Source organism: Aeromonas sp. TS_SC_11 (genome assembly GCF_057318915.1).
The window spans coordinates 1,250,026-1,270,737 of record NZ_CM170470.1; the positions used below are offsets into that span (position 1 = coordinate 1,250,026).

The 20,712-nt window shown below is 50.9% G+C and carries 20 protein-coding genes; 18 read left to right on the forward strand and 2 right to left on the reverse strand.

Features of this window, described 5'->3' with window-relative positions; all coding sequences use genetic code 11:
- Positions 1-2: 2 nt before the first annotated feature.
- The 18 genes from AC1P02_RS05900 to AC1P02_RS05985 all read left to right on the forward strand — a co-directional run bounded on the left by AC1P02_RS05900 (position 3) and on the right by AC1P02_RS05985 (position 17,813).
- Positions 3-539, forward strand: a complete 537-nt coding sequence (locus AC1P02_RS05900) for a GNAT family N-acetyltransferase (protein WP_448764169.1) — start codon at positions 3-5, stop codon at positions 537-539.
- A complete protein-coding gene (locus tag AC1P02_RS05905) occupies positions 536-769 on the forward strand; it encodes an acyl carrier protein (protein ID WP_005318271.1) in 234 nt (77 codons plus the stop codon). Before AC1P02_RS05900 ends, AC1P02_RS05905 begins: the two co-directional genes overlap by 4 nt.
- On the forward strand, positions 769-1,518 hold the full coding sequence (locus AC1P02_RS05910) for an SDR family NAD(P)-dependent oxidoreductase (RefSeq protein ID WP_485184505.1): 750 nt from the start codon (positions 769-771) through the stop codon (positions 1,516-1,518). Before AC1P02_RS05905 ends, AC1P02_RS05910 begins: the two co-directional genes overlap by 1 nt.
- A complete protein-coding gene (locus AC1P02_RS05915) occupies positions 1,518-2,888 on the forward strand; it encodes an AMP-binding protein (protein ID WP_485184507.1) in 1,371 nt (456 codons plus the stop codon). Before AC1P02_RS05910 ends, AC1P02_RS05915 begins: the two co-directional genes overlap by 1 nt.
- Complete coding sequence (locus AC1P02_RS05920; RefSeq protein WP_485184509.1) at positions 2,888-3,946, forward strand: LuxE/PaaK family acyltransferase; 1,059 nt, start codon at positions 2,888-2,890, stop codon at positions 3,944-3,946. Before AC1P02_RS05915 ends, AC1P02_RS05920 begins: the two co-directional genes overlap by 1 nt.
- A complete protein-coding gene (locus AC1P02_RS05925) occupies positions 3,925-5,130 on the forward strand; it encodes an acyl-CoA reductase (protein WP_485184511.1) in 1,206 nt (401 codons plus the stop codon). Before AC1P02_RS05920 ends, AC1P02_RS05925 begins: the two co-directional genes overlap by 22 nt.
- Positions 5,131-5,301: 171 nt before the next feature.
- Positions 5,302-6,273, forward strand: a complete 972-nt coding sequence (locus AC1P02_RS05930; protein ID WP_238157637.1) for a glycosyltransferase family 2 protein — start codon at positions 5,302-5,304, stop codon at positions 6,271-6,273.
- Entirely contained in the window at positions 6,270-7,445 is a 1,176-nt protein-coding gene (glf, locus tag AC1P02_RS05935; protein ID WP_485184513.1) for a UDP-galactopyranose mutase, read from the forward strand. Before AC1P02_RS05930 ends, glf begins: the two co-directional genes overlap by 4 nt.
- A complete protein-coding gene (locus AC1P02_RS05940; RefSeq protein WP_485184515.1) occupies positions 7,442-8,395 on the forward strand; it encodes a glycosyltransferase family 2 protein in 954 nt (317 codons plus the stop codon). Before glf ends, AC1P02_RS05940 begins: the two co-directional genes overlap by 4 nt.
- 34 nt (positions 8,396-8,429) lie before the next feature.
- Entirely contained in the window at positions 8,430-9,422 is a 993-nt protein-coding gene (locus AC1P02_RS05945) for a class I SAM-dependent methyltransferase (RefSeq protein ID WP_485184517.1), read from the forward strand.
- Positions 9,423-9,469: 47 nt separating this feature from the next.
- Complete coding sequence (locus AC1P02_RS05950; RefSeq protein ID WP_485184519.1) at positions 9,470-10,528, forward strand: glycosyltransferase family 2 protein; 1,059 nt, start codon at positions 9,470-9,472, stop codon at positions 10,526-10,528.
- The gene (gmd, locus tag AC1P02_RS05955) at positions 10,521-11,645 is read left to right on the forward strand and encodes a GDP-mannose 4,6-dehydratase (protein WP_485185428.1); all 1,125 of its coding nucleotides are present in this window, start codon (positions 10,521-10,523) and stop codon (positions 11,643-11,645) included. The genes AC1P02_RS05950 and gmd overlap by 8 nt, the downstream gene beginning before the upstream one ends.
- A 4-nt stretch (positions 11,646-11,649) precedes the next feature.
- Positions 11,650-12,603 carry a GDP-L-fucose synthase family protein gene (locus AC1P02_RS05960; protein ID WP_485184521.1) on the forward strand — a complete coding sequence of 318 codons (954 nt, stop codon included), beginning with the start codon at positions 11,650-11,652 and terminating at the stop codon, positions 12,601-12,603.
- A 31-nt stretch (positions 12,604-12,634) separates the two neighbouring features.
- The gene (locus AC1P02_RS05965; RefSeq protein ID WP_485184523.1) at positions 12,635-13,978 is read left to right on the forward strand and encodes a class I SAM-dependent methyltransferase; all 1,344 of its coding nucleotides are present in this window, start codon (positions 12,635-12,637) and stop codon (positions 13,976-13,978) included.
- Between the two features lies 1 nt (position 13,979).
- Positions 13,980-14,879 (forward strand): hypothetical protein, encoded by a 900-nt coding sequence (locus AC1P02_RS05970; RefSeq protein ID WP_485184525.1) that lies wholly within the window; start codon positions 13,980-13,982, stop codon positions 14,877-14,879.
- 10 nt (positions 14,880-14,889) lie between these two features.
- Positions 14,890-15,975, forward strand: coding sequence for a DegT/DnrJ/EryC1/StrS family aminotransferase (locus AC1P02_RS05975; RefSeq protein ID WP_485184527.1), 1,086 nt, complete (start codon positions 14,890-14,892; stop codon positions 15,973-15,975).
- Complete coding sequence (locus AC1P02_RS05980) at positions 15,972-16,649, forward strand: acetyltransferase (RefSeq protein WP_485184529.1); 678 nt, start codon at positions 15,972-15,974, stop codon at positions 16,647-16,649. Before AC1P02_RS05975 ends, AC1P02_RS05980 begins: the two co-directional genes overlap by 4 nt.
- Positions 16,650-16,661: 12 nt before the next feature.
- Entirely contained in the window at positions 16,662-17,813 is a 1,152-nt protein-coding gene (locus AC1P02_RS05985) for a glycosyltransferase family 4 protein (RefSeq protein ID WP_485184531.1), read from the forward strand.
- A 6-nt stretch (positions 17,814-17,819) separates the two neighbouring features.
- Here AC1P02_RS05985 and AC1P02_RS05990 read toward each other — a convergent pair whose 3' ends face one another.
- Entirely contained in the window at positions 17,820-19,238 is a 1,419-nt protein-coding gene (locus tag AC1P02_RS05990; RefSeq protein ID WP_485184533.1) for a phosphohexomutase domain-containing protein, read from the reverse strand.
- Entirely contained in the window at positions 19,232-20,665 is a 1,434-nt protein-coding gene (locus AC1P02_RS05995) for a mannose-1-phosphate guanylyltransferase/mannose-6-phosphate isomerase (protein WP_485184535.1), read from the reverse strand. Before AC1P02_RS05995 ends, AC1P02_RS05990 begins: the two co-directional genes overlap by 7 nt.
- Between the last annotated feature and the right edge of the window lie 47 nt (positions 20,666-20,712).

The window sequence follows — 20,712 nt, forward strand, 5'->3', positions numbered from 1 at the left end:
GGGTGGTATTGAGCATGAGTTATGGTGTCGAGCTGCGCCCGGTTCAGCCGTGGGACTTGCCCACACTGAGGCGCTGGCGCAATCAGGATGAGGTACGGCTGCAGATGGTCGAACAGGCGCTCATCTCTCCCCGCCAGCAGCGGCAGTGGTTTGCCAGCAGCCGTGAGCGGCCGGATCAGCAGCACTGGGTGCTCTGGTGTCGGGGTCAGCGGGCAGGCTACGTCAATCTGAAGGGGGAAGCGCGCCAGCCATTGCAAGGTCAGCCGGTGGCCGATGCGGGCCTCTATCTGGGCACCTCCAGCGTGCGCCATCCCATGCTGGCCGTTGCCGCCGCCCTGTCCCAGCTCGATCAGGGTTTCGATGCCTTCGAGCTCGGCTGCATCCGCACCCTGGTGCGCGCGGGCAATGGCGCCGCCCTGCGCCTGAACGAGCAGCTGGGTTATCGCCAACATGGGGAGGAGGGCGACTTTCTCGCCCTTGAACTGCAACCCGCCGATTATTATGCCGCCCGTGAACGGCTACGGAGATTTTTCAGATGACTACAGCGTTGGAACAGGTTTTTGCCGATGCCCTCGGCATAGACGTCGGCACCGTCAGCGACGGGCTGGCTTACAACAGCATTCCCCAGTGGGACTCCGTCGCCCACATGGGCCTGATAGCCCAGCTGGAGGATTGCTACGGCGTCCTGCTCGATACCGATGACATCATCGACATGAGCTCGGTCGCCAAGGCGCGGGAGATCCTCGCCAAATACGGGGTCGCCCTCTGATGCAGGGGCTGTTGCAGGGCAAGCGGGTACTGATCACGGGCGCCGGGCGCGGGATTGGCCTCGCCATCGCTCGCCAGTTTGCCGCACAGGGGGCAGAGCTCTGGCTGGGGGGCCGCGATGAAGCGGCCATGAGTCAGCTGGCGGCTGCCCTCGGCGCCGAGTTCGGTGTCACCTGCCAGCCGCTCTGTTTCGATGTGGCCGAGCCGCAGGCGGTCAAGCAGGCCTTTCAGCAGCTGTTTGCCCGGACACGTCAGCTGGATGTACTGGTCAACAATGCCGGGATACTGGAAGAGGGGCTGCTCGGCATGGTCAATCAGGCGCAGCTGGAGCAGACCTTCAGCCACAATGCTTTCAGCGTTGTCTATTGCAGCCAGTACGCCGCCCGCCTGATGCAGCGCAGCGGTGGCGGCAGCATCATCAATCTCGCTTCCCTGATGGGACGGGTGGGCGCCGCCGGGCTGAGCAGCTATGCCGGCAGCAAGGCGGCGGTGATCGGCATCACCCAGTCGCTGGCCAAGGAGCTGGCCACCAGCCAGATCCGGGTCAACGCCATAGCCCCCGGCTTCATCGATACCGAGATGGCGCGTGCCATCCCTGACCAGAAGTTCGCCGAGCGTCTCGCCAGCATCGCCATGGGGCGGATCGGCACGCCGGACGAGGTGGCCAAGGTAGCGCTGTTCCTCGCCTCCGACCTGTCGAGTTACGTGACCGGTCAGGTCATAGGCGTGGATGGAGGCATGTTGGTCTGATGAAGCAACTCCATCCTCTACTCGCTCATCTGCATGAGGATAACCCGGCGCCGGCCTGGCTGGATCCGCTGGATGGCTGGCTCTCCTACGGCGAGCTGGCACAGCGGGTGACACAAGTGGCGGCGACTTACCCGAGTGAGCGCAGCCTCGTCTATCTGCCCTTCTTCACCCGCACTTCCCATCTGCTGCATTATCTGGCCGCGCTCAGGCTGGGACATGCGGTGATGCTGGCGGATCCCGCTCTCCCTTCGAGCCAGCACGATGCCAGCTGCCAGCAGTTCGCAGTGACCTGCCGGGTAAATGAAGAAGGGGAGTTGATCCGTCTCAGGGATACCAGCCCACTGCTGCACCCCGAGCTGGCGGTGTTGCTGCCTACCTCGGGCAGCACAGGCAGTGCCAAGTGGGTGCGCCTCTCGGGTCGCAATCTGGCGGCCAACGCGTCCTCCATCGCTGACTACCTAGCGCTGACGATGACTGAACGAGCCATCACCAGTCTGCCGCTGTTCTATTCCTATGGCCTCTCGGTGCTCAACAGCCATCTGCTGGTGGGCGCCTCCCTGGTGCAGAGCGAGGGGAGCGTGCTGGAGCGCGACTTCTGGCAGCAGGTCGAGCAGCACGGTGTGAGCAGTTTTGCCGGGGTGCCCTTTACCTATCAGATGCTGGCCCGGCTGCGCTTTGACTGGGCCCGTTATCCCTCCCTGCAGACCCTGACCCAGGCGGGGGGGCGACTCGAACCCGCGCTGGCGCAGCAGTTTGCCGAGCAGGCTCTGCGGCTGGGGCGCCGTTTCTTCGTCATGTATGGCCAGACAGAGGCGACGGCCCGCATGGCCTGGCTGGCGGCGCACGAGGTGGCCACCCATCCGGATGCCATCGGCCGCGCCATTCCCGGCGGCCACTTCTCCCTGCGCGAACTGGAGGGGGGCAAGCCCGGGGAGGGTGAGCTGGTCTATCGCGGTGACAACGTCATGCTGGGCTATGCCACTACCGTCGAGGATCTGGTGCAGGGCGCCCTGCTGCAGGAGCTGGCCACCGGCGATCTGGCTCGCAGTGACGAGGCTGGCCGCTACTACATCTGCGGCCGTCTCAGTCGTTTTCTCAAGCTGTTCGGCAAGCGGATCAGCTTGGCAGAGGTCGAGAGCCAGCTCCATCACTGGGGCTGGTCGGGGGCTTGTGGCGGGCGTGATGACAGCCTGCTGGTGGTCGTCGAACCCCATGACGAACTGACGGCTGACGGCTTGCAGCGTGAGCTGGCGCAGTGGTTGCAGGCACCGCCACGGGCGGTGCGGGTGATACAGGTGGCACAGCTGCCGCGCACCGCCAACCACAAGATTGACTATGCCGCCCTGACCAGACTAGCGGAGGAGGCGTGATGGAAAGCTTGCTGGCCGCCCCCATCTTCGACCTGCCCCAGGCCGCCAAACAGGCGCTGTTGCTGGCGCGGCTCAATGCCCTGACCCGTCACCATGTCGAGCACTGCACCCCTTATGCCAATGTGCTGCATGCCTTCGGCTGGACGGCAGAGGCTGCCGATTATGGCGCTCTGCCCTATCTGGCGGCCCGGCTGTTCAAGCTGGCTCAGTGGCAGAGCGTGCCCGAGGCCGAGGTGTTCAAGGTGCTCACCTCGTCGGGCACCACGGGGGCGCCGTCACGGATAGTGCTGGATCGGGAGACCGCAGCTTTGCAGAGCAAGGTGCTGGTGAAGATACTGCAGGAGTTTGTCGGCAAGCAGCGTCTGCCCATGTTGCTGGTGGAGCAGCCCGCCCTCATCCAGAACCGCAACGGCTTTTCGGCGCGCGGGGCAGGCGCCTTGGGGCTCTCCTTCCTCGGCCGGGACCACACCTATGCCCTCGACGAGCAGATGCGGCCCAACTGGCCGGTGATAGAGGCGTTTTGCGACAAATACGCCGGTCAGCCTGTGTTGCTGTTCGGCTTTACCTTCATGGTCTGGCAATGCCTGCTGGAGCCCCTGCGCGAGCGCGGACTGCACATGCCGTTTGAGCAGGGCATTTTGTTTCACAGCGGCGGCTGGAAGAAGCTGCAGCATCTGGCGGTGGACAATCCCGCCTTCAAGGCGCGCTGCCGCGAGCAGCTGGGGCTGGGTCGGGTACACAACTTCTATGGCATGGTGGAGCAGGTGGGATCCATCTTCGTCGAGTGCGAGCAGGGGCATCTGCATGCCCCCGTGTTTGCCGATCTGCAGGTGCGCGATCCGCTCACCCATCAGCCACTCGGGGTCGGTCAGCCCGGTTTGTTGCAGGTGCTCTCCGCCATTCCCGGCAGTTATCCTGGCCACAGCCTGCTGACCGAGGATCTCGGCGTGCTGCTGGGGGAGGATGACTGCCCCTGTGGCCGCCATGGCCGTTATTTTCAGGTATCAGGGCGCCAGCAAGGCGCCGAGGTGAGGGGATGCAGCGACACCTTCCAGTGACGCCGCCGCAGGCGGCAGAGGGGCTTTGGTTGACGGGGCCCGACGTCAGCTTCGTGGCACCGGCTGCCAGCTGGCAGACCTTCTGCCCGCAGCCGCTACCCTGTTTTGCTCCCGTCATCTGCGACTTCGTGGCGGTCCTGTCGGCACGGCTGCAACAGGAGGGGCGGCGTCATCCTGATCTGGCAGCGTTCGGCTTCTGGCTGCGGCCGCGCCAGCTGGCCAGAGAGCGGCAGCGGCTGCAGGGACGGGGACCGATGGGGGTCACGTTTCACCTGGTGCCCTCCAACGTGCCAACTGTGGCCTTCTACTCCTGGTTGATGGCCCTGCTGATGGGCAATCCCTGCGTGGTGCGGCTGTCGTCACGCCGCGATCCGGTGCAGGAGGCCATGCTGGCCATACTGAACGACCTCTTCAGCCAGGTTGAGTGGCAGGGGATCGCCATGCGCACCCGCTTCATTCGCTATGGCCACGACGAAGGCATCACCAGCTGGTTGTCGGCCCGCTGCCGGCTGCGCATCATCTGGGGCGGCGACGAGACCATCCGCCAGGTGCGGGCCATTCCTCTCTCCCCAAGTGCACAGGAAGTGGTATTTCCGGATCGCCGCTCCATGGCAGTGCTAGACAGCCACTGGCTGGCCGGGCTGGATGCTGTGGGCTGGCAACAGACCCTGGGGGCCCTGCAGCAGGACTGTACCCGTTTCAATCAGCAGGCCTGCGCCTCCCCCACCACCCTCTGCTGGCTGGGCGAGCCCGACGACGAGTTGCGCCGCCGACTTCTACAGGCCCTGTTTGCTCCCTTTGCCGACGATCCCGCTCTGGTGATGGAGCGGCTCATCCACAGTCAACAAAATGCCGCCCTGGACGGTGAGATGCAGCTGAGCGCATTCCCGGGTGTCACCTTATTGACTCCGGCCGCCTCCCTGCGGCTCGCACACGTCGGAGGAGGTACAGTCGCCGAGTTTGTGGCCGATAGCCTGAATGAGCTGCTGTTGCAGCCGTGGGATATGCAGACCTGTGTCTGGGTCGGTGCACACAAGGCGCAGCTTGAGGATGCCTTGCCGAATGCGCCCGCCTGCCGCATCGATCGGGTGGTGGCGCCGGGACAGGCGTTGGCATTCGAGTGGCACTGGGATGGCATCGACATGCTGCACGTTTGCAGCCGTGGCCTCGCCCAGCATGAATAATCGGGTGTGGCTCACATAAATCCCGCAGCTTCAATGGATTAGCTTGGTCAGGCATATCTCTTGCAGTAAAACCTGACAGAGAGGGGGGAAGGGTTGACAGGGACCGTGCGGTAGCCTTGCCCATTTTCTCCCATCCGCTTCTTTTCTACTCATCTTCTCTTGGATTTCCCTATGAAAGTCAGCGTATTGGTGCCTGTCTACAATCTGGCGCGCTTCATCGAACCCTGCCTGCTCAGCCTGCTCGAGCAGCAAACGGATTTCGAGTTTGAGGTGATCGCCATCGATGACGGCTCGAGTGATGACTCCTGGGCTATCTTGCAGCGGCTGGCGCGGCAGTGGTCGACACTGCGCATTCTGCAGAACGAACAGAACATGGGGCTGGCCAAGACCCAGAAGCGGCTGCTTGCAGAGGCAAGGGGTGACTATCTCGCCTATGTGGATGGGGATGATCTGGCCCTGCCGGACAAGCTGCGGCGCCAGGCCGAGTATCTGGATGCACACCCGGGTTGCACCCTCTGCTACCACGAAGCCGAGATGTTTGATGATGAGACAGGGGCACGGATCAAACTCTTCACCCGCGATTATTACAATGCTCGCTATCTCGAACCTGTCATGACACGGGAGGCGCTGATCCGCTTCGGGGTATTCGTCAATGCCAGCTCCATCATGTTTCGGCGCTATGAAGGGATGGAAAATGCCATCGACGAGGGGTGTAAGATCATCCTCGATTACCCCTGGCATATTCTGAATCTCTCTCTCAACCCGGGAACCCTCGACTTTATCCCCGAGCTGCTGGGGCGCTATCGCTTCCACACCCAGAGCTTTGGTGGGCAGACCCGCAAATCGGCCGAGCGTCGTGAGCAGTCGCTGCGCGACCTGCTGCGGGCTTGTGACAATGCCGGTGACTTTGGGGCTGATCCTGTGACCATTGCCCAGGGGCGTGCCCATCACTACTACTCTGCCGCGCTCTATTTCTTGCGGCAGGGAGACTACGCCCGTTTTCTCAACCTGCTTGAGCAGTCGGTGAGTGAGGTGACCACGCTGGCACCGGGCTGGTTTTTCGACGAGCGGCATCAGCTGGCGTGGGAGGGGCGCACCAATCCGGCCAGCGTCGTGCAACAACTGTTTGGAGATGCAGCGTGAGTTATCAGGCGATTGTCATCGGAGCCGGGCTGTCCGGCGCCGTTATGGCGGAGCGAATGGCCAGCCAGCTTGGCTGGAAGGTGCTGTTGCTGGAACAGCGCGACCATATAGGTGGCAACTGCTTCGACGAATATGACGAGCATGGGGTGCTGATCCATCGCTATGGACCGCACCTGTTTCATACCGACAAGCAGGAAGTGTGGGATTACCTGTCGCAGTTTACCGCCTGGCGGCCTTACGAGCATCGTGTGCTGTCACGGATCGATGGCCAGTTGGTGCCCATCCCGTTCAACCTGACCAGCATAGAGCGTTGCTTCCCGGCCGAGAAGGCAGCGGCCATGATTGAGGCTCTTCAGGCCAGGTTCGGTGAGGGGGCCAGAGTGCCCATCATGGCACTGCGGCAGGAAGCTGAGCCTCTGCTGGCTGAGCTGGCCCAGTTCATCTATGAGCGTGCCTTCGTCAACTACACCAGCAAGCAGTGGGGTGTATCACCAGAGCAGGTCTCGCCCGAGGTCACTGCGCGAGTGCCGGTCGTCGTCAATCGTGATGACCGTTACTTCATCGATCCCTGGCAGGCGGTGCCCGAGCAGGGTTACACCGCCATGTTCGAGCGCATGCTGGCGAACCCCTTGATTGAGGTCAGGCTATCCACCCCCATGGGATCCCATGTTTGCCTGGATTGGCAACAGAAACGGATACTGCTGGATGGCGTGCCTTTTGCCGGACCCTTGGTCTATACCGGCATGCTGGATCAGCTGATACCAGAGGATCACTATGGTCTGCCGTATCGCTCGCTGCGCTTTGAGCACTGTCATCTGCCGCAAGCCCAATTTCAGCCGGTGACCACGGTCAATTACCCGAATGAAGAGGCCTATACTCGCATCACCGAATTCAAGCATCTGACCGGGCAGCAACATCCCGGCACCAGCATCGTTTATGAGTACCCCTGTGCCTATGGGCTAGGGCAGGGGCTGGAGCCTTACTACCCGCTGTTTACCGACGCAGCCAAACAGAACTATCAGGTTTGCCGCAATGAAGTGGCCCAGTTCCCGCAGCTGATAGCCTTGGGCCGTCTTGCTGAATATCGTTACTTTGATATGGATGATGCTGTGAGTAACGCTATGAAGCACTTTGCCAAGCAAGCGGCCACCCTTTGGGTTCGTATGCCATGACCAAACCACTTTTGTCTGTATTAATGCCTGTCTATAACTGCGGCGAGTATATCGAAGAGGCCCTTGCAAGTGTCCTGGCTCAAACGTTCACGGATTTTGAAGTACTGGTAATCGACGACGGCTGTTGTGATAGAACGCCAGAAATAGTCCGGCGGATGGCACGTCATGACAGACGTATCAAGATGATCTCACGGGAAAACCGCGGGATTGTCGATTCTCTTAATGAAGGCATTACGTTAGCTCAGGGCGAACTCTTGGCTCGTATGGACGGTGACGATATTTGTGAGCCCCATCGTTTTTCCCATCAGCTGGCTTTTCTCAACGCTCACCCAGAGATCGATATTGTCGGGAGCTGGGTTCAGCTTTTCGGTGCTCGCAGTGAGATCTGGCATCACCGCCGAGAAGATGCATTTATCAAATTCATGCTGTTGTTTCGCTCCTCTGGTTTCAGCCATAGCACCATCATGGGTAGAACCGCGTTGTTTAGGCAATTCGCATATGACAAGAACTATGAGGATGTCGAGGATACCGAGCTTTGGTCCAGAATGGCGCTTCGCAGCGGAATCCAATTCGCCAATCTCCCGGAGGTGCTGGTTCATTACAGGGTCCATGACGCTCAGGTTTCAAATATCAAACGTACTCGTCAAATGAGCCTTTATCAGCAACTTATGATCAAATATATGCAAGCCCTTGGTGTCACGGAAATTGACGTAGAGGCGCATCAATGGTGCTGCGATTTGAGACGTAACCTGAGTGAGGTTGAGCTGGAACGCATAAAAATATGGTTAGAAAAGCTCAGCATCAGTATCAGGGCTGACTGGATAGATGATTTCGGGGTGATATCTGAGCGCTGGGCCAGACTTTGCGCATTGAATGGTCGGGTAGATATGACGGAAGGTCAATTTGGATTTCGTCCTGTGAGCTGGCTATGCATGTGCCAGCAGCGTTGATCTACAAGATAAAATATTATAATAGGGTTGTATCATGAGTCTTATACTGTTTCCTTTCGATCGTGTAACCAAGGGTGCAAGCATCGCTATCTATGGTGCTGGAGAAATAGGTGAAGACTTTCTTCGCCAGTTAGCTGCGGTTCCTTATTGCAATGTAGCATGGCTGGCCGATAGAAAATTTAAGGCTATGCAAATACAGCAGCAACTGAGCTGCATGCCTCCGGACATGATGAATTGGCAACAGCCTGAACAAGTGGTTATTGCTTCGCAACTATTTGAAGAGGAAATGACAAATTATCTCATTGGTCAAGGCGTTGATCCTATGAGAATTATTGGTATCAGAACTGAACAGCACATTGATGTCTTGGATCTTATTCAAACCAGATTGAGTGCTACTCCAGCAGATAATGAATGGGATAGCTATTATAAATTGGCAGAAAATGCAGCTCAAGTCCAATATGATAGGTTCATCCAACCTGTTTTGGGTAAGTTTGAAGGGATTTTTGATTATAGCAATGTACTCGATTTTGCCTGTGGTGAAGGCCGTATTGCTGAGATATTGCAAGCTCGTTGTCAGCACCTACAACTGGTGGATGCCAGTCCTGAGGCTATAGATTTCTGCCGCCAACGCTTTGCAACGTATCCGCACATTAGTGTCCAGTGCAACTCCGCTGGTATATTGCCTCAGCCAACAGGCTCTCTAAGCCTGATCTATTCTTGGGATGCCTTGGTTCATTTCTCTTACAAAAGCTTGGATTTCTATCTCGATGAGTTCAGTCGCGTGCTGAAACATCAAGGGCATGTAGTGATGCATCACTCCAACTTGGGAGCCTTGGCAGATAAGATGAGAGTGTTCGAACAGTGGAATCTGAATCTGGCTGGACGTAGTCGAGTATCAAAGGAAGATATTATCTTTATTGCCCGTCACCATGGTTTTGAGGTTGTCTGGCAAACACTTATTGATTGGGAGTGCAATGATATGGATTGTATCAGCGTTCTAAAGAAAGTGACCGAGAGATGTGAGTAATTGCTGGATTATAATATAATTAACAGCTAGATAAGGGGCGAAAGTAAATGAAGGTTTCAATAATTACAGCAACCTACAACAGCGCAGCCACAGTAGAAAGGTGCTTGCATAGTGTCGCCGAACAAATAGCTATTTCTCAAATAGAACACATCATTGTTGATGGTCGATCTTCTGATAACACACTCACTCTCGTATCTATATTTCCACATATCGCAAAAGTAATTTCAGAAACAGATAATGGAGTTTATGATGCTTTTAACAAAGGATTGGCTGCAGCAACTGGTGATCTTATTTACTATCTTAGCTCAGATGATCATCTCAGTGACTCAGAGGCTATTTCTGATATTTTGACCGAGTTTGGCAAGGAAAATAGTCTCGATTATTTGGCTGCTAGGGTGATTATAAAAGATCCATCGACTAATGCAGAGTGGATTTTGCATGGAAATGAGTTGCGTAAAGGTGAGCATGCATTTAGCCATCCTCATCATCAAGGCTTCTTCATGAAACGAGCCCTGTTGCAGGAGTATGGTGGTTTTCCTCGAGCTTTCAAAATTGCTGCTGATTCTTACATCATGCTAAAGACAATTCTTTTTAAGCATGGGGTTTTTTCTGACCGAGCAGTAGCCAACTTCTATCTTGGTGGGCTGAGCAGCAATATTGAAAACTATGACTTAATTAATCGTGAAACTCGGATCATCTACGAACTTCTAGACTTGGAAATGGCAAATCAACAGGATGTGGCTTTGGCCATAGCAAGTAAAAATATGACATTGTTGAAGCGGCTTTTCCATAGTTATTTGGAGAAGGAGTGTGATGTTACAGTGCTGAAAGGCAAGCGTATTGGTATTTTCGGTACTGGTATTATGGCGAGCATAATATGCATGCTGCTTGAAAAATCCGGTGTTACGACAGACTTCTTTATTACTTCTTTGGGAAGTGACATTACCTTCAATGGAAGACAAGTCTGGTCGTTACCTGATTTCCCCTCCGATGTAGATGTATTATTTAACACTGTAGAGGGAGTACATAGTAATGAAATAGCCTTGAAATTACAGTATAAGGCCCCTGCAGCACGGATTATAAAGTGGCATGAAATTTATGAATAAGAAAATTGCACTTATCACTGGTATAACGGGGCAGGATGGTTCTTACTTGGCAGAGTTTCTGCTAGAGAAAGGGTATCAGGTGCATGGGATAAAGCGTCGAGCCTCTTCGTTCAACACTCAACGCATCGATCATATTTATCAAGATCCTCATATAGAACACCAAAACTTTGTACTACATTATGGTGACTTGACGGACTCGCCCAATTTGACCCGTATTCTCCAGGAAGTACAGCCGGATGAAGTATACAACTTGGGCGCTCAATCTCATGTAGCCGTCAGCTTCGAGTCCCCAGAATACACCGCCAATGTGGATGCGATGGGCACATTACGCCTTCTGGAGTCTATTCGTTTGCTGGGATTGGAGAAAAAAACTCGTTTTTACCAAGCATCAACGTCAGAACTATTTGGTCAGGTTCAGGAGATGCCACAGAGAGAAACTACGCCCTTCTATCCACGTTCTCCTTATGCTGTGGCTAAACTCTATGCATACTGGATCACGGTAAATTATCGTGAGTCCTATGGTATCTATGCCTGTAACGGTATTTTGTTTAATCACGAATCTCCCCGTAGGGGGGAAACCTTTGTTACCCGTAAAATTACCAGAGGCTTGGCAAATATTGCCCAAGGTTTGGATAGTTGTCTTTACATGGGGAATATCGATTCGCTACGGGATTGGGGTCATGCAAAAGATTATGTGCAGCTACAATGGCTCATGTTACAGCAAGAAAAACCTGAAGACTTTGTGATTGCGACTGGCGAGCAGTATTCAGTACGTCAGTTCATTCTTTGGGCTGCAGAGGAAATGGGTATGCAATTATGCTTCGAAGGCAAGGGTGTTGAAGAGGTTGCCGTGGTGGTATCAGCCAAGGGAGAGCTTGCCCCGGCAGTCCGTCCTGGTGATGTGATCCTTCGTATTGACCCCCGATATTTCCGTCCTGCAGAAGTGGATTCTTTGTTGGGAGATGCGAGCAAAGCACGAGAAATGCTGGGTTGGAAACCCAGTATTTCAGTAAGAGAAATGTGCGCTGAAATGGCGGCTGCAGATATGAAAGTGGCACAGCGCCATGCCTTGTTAAAAAAACACGGATTTGAGATTGGCGAATCCATGGGGTACTGAAGATATGGCTAAGAAGCGAGTCTTTGTTGCCGGGCATCTCGGCATGGTCGGACAAGCCTTGTGTCGGCAACTTGCGGTGCTGGATTCAGTGGAACTGGTAACCGCCAGCCGAGCTGATCTGGATCTGACAGATCAACAGGCTGTAAAACAGTTCTTGATGGGTCAAAAAATAGATGAAGTATATGTGGCTGCCGCCAAGGTCGGAGGAATATCGGCAAATGAAAGTTTCCCAGCCGAATTCATCTACCAAAATCTGATGATTGAAGCCAATTTAATTCACAGCGCACATCTTGCTGATGTGCAGAAAATGTTATTTTTAGGGTCCAGTTGCATCTACCCAAAACTAACACCGCAACCCATACCAGAAGAGGCACTTCTTACCGGCCCACTGGAGCCGACTAATGAACCTTATGCTATAGCCAAAATTGCTGGTATCAAGCTGTGTGAAAGTTACAACAGGCAATATGGAAGAGATTATCGCTGTGCCATGCCGACCAACCTCTATGGTCCATATGATAACTTTCACCCTCAATATAGTCATGTCATCCCCGCATTGATAGGTAAGTTCCATCGAGCGATCGAACAAGGTGAGGAGGTCATCGAGATCTGGGGGAGTGGTAACGCCCGTCGTGAATTCATGCATGTCGATGATTTGGCTAGCGCTTGTTTGCATTTGCTTAATATTCCTGAAGAAAAATTCCGGACTTATCTTTCTCCAAGATGTTCGCATATTAATATTGGTACTGGACTTGATTGCTCAATCAGAGAGCTGGCTGAGTTATTAGCTCAGTTGACAGAATTTACCGGCTTGCTCATATATGATTCTACTCAGCCTGAAGGTACTCCAGTGAAAAGGCTAGATGTGACAAAACTAAGTATGCTTGGTTGGCAATCTGAATGGACTTTGCCGGAAGGGCTTAAAAATACGATTGATTGGTATCTGTCATATTATAAATGATTTTACGAAGTATTATTAAGGAGTCATACCTTTGAACGTACTGATTGAGAAAGATTTACAGTTTGAAGCCACCTCTATGGTCGATCCCATTGGTAGAGTATTTCGTCATCAGTGTAGGATATTTCGCTTGGTCAAGGAAAAAGAAGCTGCATCTCTATATCACAATCTTCTCAATAGTGGCTATATTGACCCTATTTTTAAATCGGGGTTGGTTAAAACATGGTTGCCTAATGATATCGCTATATCCAGTGCTGAACTCCTTCTTGAGCATCAGCGACTAGCGTTTATGGTGCATCCAGCAGAAATGACAAATACATTAATCACCGATTCAGTCAGGATGCTGATTCATCTCCAAAAGTCTCTATTCATAGCGGGTGTGCAACTAAAGGATTGTCACCCATGGAATATTATGCTTGATAAAGGAAAGCCAGTTTATATCGATTTTGGTTCGGTTGTTGAATATTCAGGACGATTTTGTACGGGTTGGTATGAGGAACTTAAGAGATTTTATCTGATACCGCTGTGGTTGCATAAAGTCTATGGTGAAAAATTTTCTCAAGAATACCGAAGAGAACACCTCAAAGGTTTTGGCCAGTTGTTTGCTCATCATACTCTTATTAAAGAATGTGGTTTCCCTCAACCCGTGAAATCAGATGACAACATAGAAAAAATATCACAATTACTCGATGATATTCTAATTTGGTTAGACCAGTTCACTCTGAAAGCAGAGCCGAAGCAGTGGTCTGGTTACCAGCAGTCTGGGGACCAAAATGATCCATTATTACCTGTATCCGAAAAACATAAATTTGTCTTTGAATGGTTAAGTGATATACAGCCAAAGATAGTGTTGGATATGGCTGCAAATAAAGGGTTCTATTCTGAGGTTGCAGCTCGGTTAGGTGGACAGGTGATTTGTTTTGATAATGAAGAGTTCAACGTTGATGCTTGTAATACTCTTGCCTTTGAAAAGGATTTAAATATTACGGCAGTATTGATGGACTTTCTTCATCCGACACCAGCATCAGGTATTGGATTGACTTTCCCTGATGCCTATCAAAGATTCAGTGCTGATACGATTTTAGTATTGGGACTTATCCATCATATTTGTATCGGACTAGGTATACCTCTTCATGTTTTTTTGAGTTTTATTTTACGTTACCAGCCATCTAATATAATCATTGAATTTGTCTTTACGGATGACATTCATATTTTACCATGGGGGAAAAAGTCTCCTGATGATTATCATATAGATAATCTTAAAGCCATACTTTTTTATGCTGGTTTCATGCTTGCCGAAGAGAGATTAATTGGTGCGGATGGTGTGCATCGCGCTATGTTGACTTTTATAAAGCCGGATTTAGTTAGAGGTATTTAGAATGGATACATCCTTTTTGGAAGAGCAAATTCGGCATTTACGCATGGCCATGTTCCACCAAACTAACACAACAAAGCTGTTGCTGGGGAAGCAATTAAGCTGGTCAGTGAAAACTCGTCATATTGATAAATTAACTGACGCAGAGTTCAGTGTATTCTCGCAATTCGGTGATGATGGAATAATTCAGTATCTAATAAGTAAACTTAATATTAACCAAGGAAAATTTATAGAGTTTGGTGTTGAAAACTATATTGAGTCCAATACACGCTTTTTACTTGAGAACAATAACTGGAGTGGAGTGATAATCGATTCTAATGCCAATAATGTTGACTATATAAAAAAAAGCCAAAACTATTGGCGTTATGATTTAAAAGTAATGTGTAGTTTTGTGACCGCGGAAAATATTAATAATCTTATCCAAGATGCCGGTTTTAATGGAGATATTGGTCTGTTACACATAGATATTGATGGTAACGACTATTGGCTTTGGAAGGCTATTACTGTAGTGAAACCGGTCATTGTTATCGTGGAGTATAATAGTCTTTTTGGTGTAGACCGTAGTATTACAATTCCATATGAACCCTGTTTCTCTCGTTTTAATAAACACCATAGTGGCTTGTATGCAGGTGCTTCATTAAAAGCATTATGCCATCTGGCAGGCGAGAAAGGATATAAATTTATTGGTACCAATAGTGCTGGTAACAATGCGTACTTTATTCTTGTGGAGCAGGCTGATAACTTTACCTCATTAACTTGTGAGGACGGATATGTTTTGGCCAAGTTCAGAGAGCATCGTAATGAAGATAGTAAATTAACATTTACTTCAGGAGTTGAGGCGATTGAAAGTATACGCGGCATGCCTGTTTTTAATACTTTGACACAGCAGCTTGAGGACTTTTAGTGTGCACTCAATGATCCCGGTCTACCAGCCTGACTTGTCGGGTAATGAGAAAAAATACGTAATCGAGTGTCTCGATTCCTCTTGGATTTCCTCAAAGGGAGAGTTTATTCAAAAGTTTGAACGGGAGTTTGCCAACTTTACTGGCATGGCCCATGCTGCCTCCGTATCCAACGGCACTGTCGCTCTCCATCTAGCCCTTTTGGCTTTGGATGTTGGGCCAGGTGATGAAGTTATAGTGCCTACTTTTACCTATATTGCCTCTGTCAATGCTATTAACTATGTTGGTGCTACACCTGTTTTTGTTGATGTAGAACCATTAAGCTGGCAATTAGACTGTGATCTTGTTGGAAACTTAATTACTGAGAAAACCAAAGCAATCATGGCTGTACATATTTATGGGCAGCCATCGGACATGGTCAGGTTAAAGAAAATTGCGCAACAACATAAACTCTATCTAATAGAAGATGGAGCTGAAGCCTTTGGCAGCCTTGTTGGTGGTTGCCACATAGGACATCTATCTGATATTTCCACCTATAGTTTCTTTGGAAATAAAACAGTGACAACTGGGGAAGGTGGCATGGTCACTACCAACAGTGCAGAGCTGGACAGAAAGATTCGTCACCTAAAGGGGCAAGGCCTGATGGAGGGAAAAGAGTACTGGCATGATATCGTTGGCTATAACTACCGTATGACTAATATCTGTGCAGCTATTGGACTGGCACAATTGGAAAAGGCCGAGCATTTCATTCGTCGAAAGCGAGAAATTGCTGACTTTTATAGGGTTCACCTTCAAGGATTGCCACTTGAATTTCAGCAAGAACAGCCAGGTAGTTGCCATTCTTGGTGGATGTTTTCCATCTTGACAGAAAATAGGATATTGAGGGATAAACTGCGTAATTATTTAACTAATGTAGGAGTGGAGACGAGACCATTATTTCCACCAATTCATTTTATGCCCATGTATCGTCAACTAGGAAAGTCATTCCCAATCAGTGAAGGAATTTCAGAGCGAGGTATGAATTTACCAAGTTGGCCCGGTATGACAGATGAAATGCTATGTTATATAGTTGACAAAATAACTGGTTTTTATAAATGAAGATGAACCCTACATATAAAGACAATAAGCTTTACGTTTTTGGTGCTGGCAGTTTTTCTCGTTGTATATTACCACTCATACGAGAATTCTGTGTTCAGCAGAATTTAGAATTTTGCTTTGTGGCTAACGAAGTAAATGGTGTTGAGTTTCCTTATGGTAGACTTATCTCAGATTCATATTTTGAACGCAATATAAAGCCAGGTTTCCTTTTTACTATTGCGATCGCTGATGTTGGATTGAGACGTAGAATTGCTGAGCGATGTACCCGTCTTGGTGGTGTACCAGTCAACCTTATCGCAGATGATCATTTACGCTATGATAATGTAAAAGTCGGTCTTGGTGCTATTTTTGGTGCGCATAGTATGGCGACGACCGATATTGTCATTGGCCGTTTTTTTCATTGTAATATCTACTCCTATATTGAACACGACTGTATTATCGGGGATTTTGTTACTTTTTCACCCCGAGTCAGCTGTAATGGCCGTGTACATATCTCTGATGATGTCTTCGTAGGGGCAGGAGCTATCATTCGTAATGGTAGCCTGCACCGCCCACTCTCCATAGGGCAGGGAGCTGTCATAGGTATGGGAGCTGTCGTTACCAAAGATGTGCCACCTGACTGTACTGTTGTAGGTAATCCTGCAAGGGTGATCACTAAGTCATCTGCGTTCTAAGTGGAAATCTATATGAAGAAGTTAAAAGTAGTTTTATTACCCCAACACTTCTGTTGGTCAGGAGGGTTGGAGTTTATTCGTCACATCCTCAATGGTTTGACAGCTGTAATTCCTCTCTACGAATGGCAAGTGTTGATTGCTTTAGACGAAGAATTCGTAAATGATGATATATATCCACAGTTGCAGGACTATCTTGCTAATACTACAATTATTCCGGAGCAGATTTTATATTCCTCTCGACATAATGATTTGGTTGAAACGTTAGAGCGTAACAATGTTGACATTGTTCTCCCCGTAAACAGTGATCTTGGCGCTAATTTCCCTGTTCCTTGGTTAGCTTATATTCCGGATTTTCAGCATAAATATCTACACTATTATTTTTCGGAGCATGAGTGCTTTGTGAGGGAAACTGCATTTGCTGCTCGTTTACGTGACTGTAAAGCCGTAGTTGTAAATTCCAATGCAGTTAAATCTGATATTATTAAATTCTATCCATGGATTAACGCAGAGCGTGTTAAGGTGCTGCCTTTTACTCCTCACCCTGTGCCAGTTTGGCTAGGGATAGACCCGCTGAAGCTCAAGCAGAAGTATGGTTTGCCACAAGACTATTTTCTCATCTGCAATCAGTTTTGGATTCATAAAGATCATCCAACGGCATTCCATGCTTTCGCACAGCTGGCGAACAAGGACGTGCATTTGGTTTGCACTGGTACATTGTCGGATTATCGGTATCCGGACTATGTCGATGAGCAAAAAAATCTGCTTAACACTCTCGGTATTTCTGATCGAGTTCATTTTCTTGGGCATATTCCAAAACTTGATCAGATCGGGTTACTAAAGGGTTCTATCGCGCTGGTACAGCCCACCTTATTTGAAGGTGGACCTGGTGGTGGTGCGACTTATGATGCCGTAGCCCTTGGTATGCCTGTTCTGCTTTCGGATATTGAGGTGAATCAGGAGGTCATGGTACCAGAGGTATGTCACTTCCATCAGCAGAATGCAGAAGACCTGGCCAGGTGTATGCAACAGGTATTGGTCAAGGAGAGGAAGGTGCCTGTGGAAGACGCGCTATTGTCTGAAGGCCTGATACGCCAACAGCAACTAGGGAAAGCATTGTATGAGGCTATCAGTTATACCCTTAGTTGCTACGAAAACTCGAAGTGAACCTAATCACTGGCTGTTCCAGCTATTCATAATGTCTTTTGCAAGACATAGAATATTTCCAACTAGCTTCCTAGCTTCCTGCTGACTTCCGGCTTCAGCGTAACAACGAAGTTCTGGGGCATTGGCGGAAGCCCGCAAGTGTATGATGTTGTGATCCGCAAGCTGTATTCTTATTCCATCAGTCAGATCTATATCAACATGCATGTCTGCTGCCAACCCCAGTACTTCCAGAAGCCAAAGTGGTTCACTTATGGCCTTTTGCATAAAGGCTGCCGAGTTACCCTTGATCCTGTCGCTATGAGTAAAGCGGCTTGGGAGTCTGATCAAGGCGGCAGCAAGGCCTTTTTCTCTGGTCAGGATCAATGCGGCCAAGGCCGGCAGCAGGGCGTCACGTGTGGGGAGGGCGGCAAGATGCCTATCTTCATGATCAATGGGGCTGCCCAGTATAAAGCCCCCATTGGCTTCAAAACCGGCTACTTTGCCTGCGAGGTGTTCCATCGCTTCCAAGACATAAGGGGAGCCAATCCGGGTGCGAACGACCTGTGTGACAATACCTGACTGATCCACGGCACTATTGCAGTTGAGTGGCATGGCCAGACTCTGGATTCCCAAGTATTGACAGCAGAGTAGACCCAGCAAGTCGCCTTTCAGCCAGTGACCCTGCTCATCCGCGAGCATGGGTCTGTCCCCATCACCATCGGTCGAGAACAGGGCATCTAGGCCGTATTGCCGGGTCCAAGACAGGGCTCTTTGTTCATCCTCCTTGCTCAAGGCTTCGGTATCGACGGGGACGAAGTCGTCACTGCGCCCCAGCCGTACAACCGTTGCCCCCAACGCCTGGAAAATCGCAGGATAAATATCTCGTCCGGCACTGCTGTGCTCATAGATGCCAATCCGCTTATCTGCCAATGGACTTGCGTTGAAAAAATGCTGGTAACGACTGGCATAGCGCTCGACGGCCTCTTTGGAGGCCAGGAGCTCGGGTTGTGTTATGGCTCTAGAGAATGCAACGTCAGTCTCCAGAATCTGTTGTTCTTCAACTTTCGTGATCTCTCCATGAGGGGAATAAAATTTGAGACCGTTTCTGTCATGTGGAATATGACTGCCGGTCACCATGATGGCAGGGATACCGTAGTGCATGGCCTGAAATGCCAACGCTGGGGTTGGTAGCACTCCGTAGAAGAGGGGCTCAAGCCCAAGTTGTCTCAGCGCCGCTGCACAGGCTCTTACCATGACCGGGCTACTGGGTCTGTTGTCCATGCCCAAAGCCACCTTGTTGAAGGTATAGCGGCCACTCATGGCAGTGATGAAGGCATAGATGAATGCTTGGCAGGCTTCCGTAGTCAATTGGCTGACGAGGCCCCTGACGCCGCTGGTGCCAAAGCCCAAACCACTTTCCTGGATTATAGCTTTGGTACTCAGCATGGTCCGTCCCCGCATTTGTTGTGGTAACTCGCTTCTAGCCTCACTATGTCATCTTCCCCCAGATAGGAGCCTGACTGTACTTCGATTAGTACCAAGTCTACCTTGCCAGGGTTTTCCAGAGAGTGGACTGCAGCAATGGGGATATAGACGGATTCGTTTTCAGTAATGAAACGCTCCACACCATCCAGAGTCATCCTGGCTGTACCCGAGACGACAACCCAGTGTTCGGCTCTGTGGTGGTGTAGTTGTACAGACAGCTTGGCACCTGGCTTTACCGTAATGCGTTTTACCTGGAAGCGTTCTCCGATATCGATAGCATCGTATTTCCCCCAAGGACGGTAAACCTCGCGATGCAGCTCGGCTTCTGTGCGATTCCCCTTCTTAAGGTGGGATACCAGTGTCTTGACCTCTTGGACCTTGTCTTTTGCTGCGACGAGTATGGCGTCCTTGGTTTCAATGATGACCAGCTTGTCCAGACCTATGGTGGTCACCAGTCGGTTGCTGCTTTTGATGTAGCAGTCTGTCGTGTCCAAGGCCAAGACATCGCCCTGTAGCACATTCCCCTGCTCGTCTTTGTCGTTGATCTCCCACAGGGTGGACCAAGAACCCACATCGCTCCACCCGACATCCATGGGCACGACAACGGCATCTTGCGTTTTCTCCATGACAGCATAATCGACCGATTCACTAGGCGATGCCTCAAAAGCTTCCTTGCCGACACGAATAAAATCGAGGTCGGTTTGTCTGGTTATGAACGCTTCCTCGCAGGCGGCCAATATATCGGGGCGGTATAGTTTGAGCTCTTCAAGATAACGGCTGGCCTTGAATATAAAGAGGCCACTGTTCCAGAGGTATTCTCCAGAGAGTAGGTACTGCTTTGCTGTTTCAAGATCTGGTTTTTCGATGAAAGCTGTCACGCTGAAAGCGCCATCACCAAGGGCTTCTCCTGATCTGACATAGCCATAACCGGTTTCAGGTGTTCTGGGGACTATGCCGAATGTCACCAGTTTGCCGTTGGCAGCAAAGGGACATGCGACCTCTATGGCTTGCCGGAATGCATCCTGGTCCTTGATGGCATGGTCTGCGGCCAGTACCAACAGCAAGGGGTCGTCAGCTATCGTCATGCCATGCAAGGCTGCCAAGGTTATCGCTGGAGCCGTATTGCGGGCAGAAGGCTCCAGTAGAATATTGCTCTGAATACCCGCTTCCCTTAGCTGTTCTGCAACAATGAAGCGATGTGCTTCATTGCATACAACCGTGAAGGGGTAGCTGGCGAGTTCTCTGACTCTGCCAATGGTGTCCAGCAGCATGGAGGCATCACCAAGGAGCGGCATGAACTGCTTTGGGTATAACTCACGGGAAAGAGGCCAAAGCCGACTACCTGAACCACCAGCCATAACAACTGGCAAGATTGCTGTCTCCTTCATTTAATCTCTCTTTATATCGAGTTTCTAAACCTTTTTGCTGCAAGGCA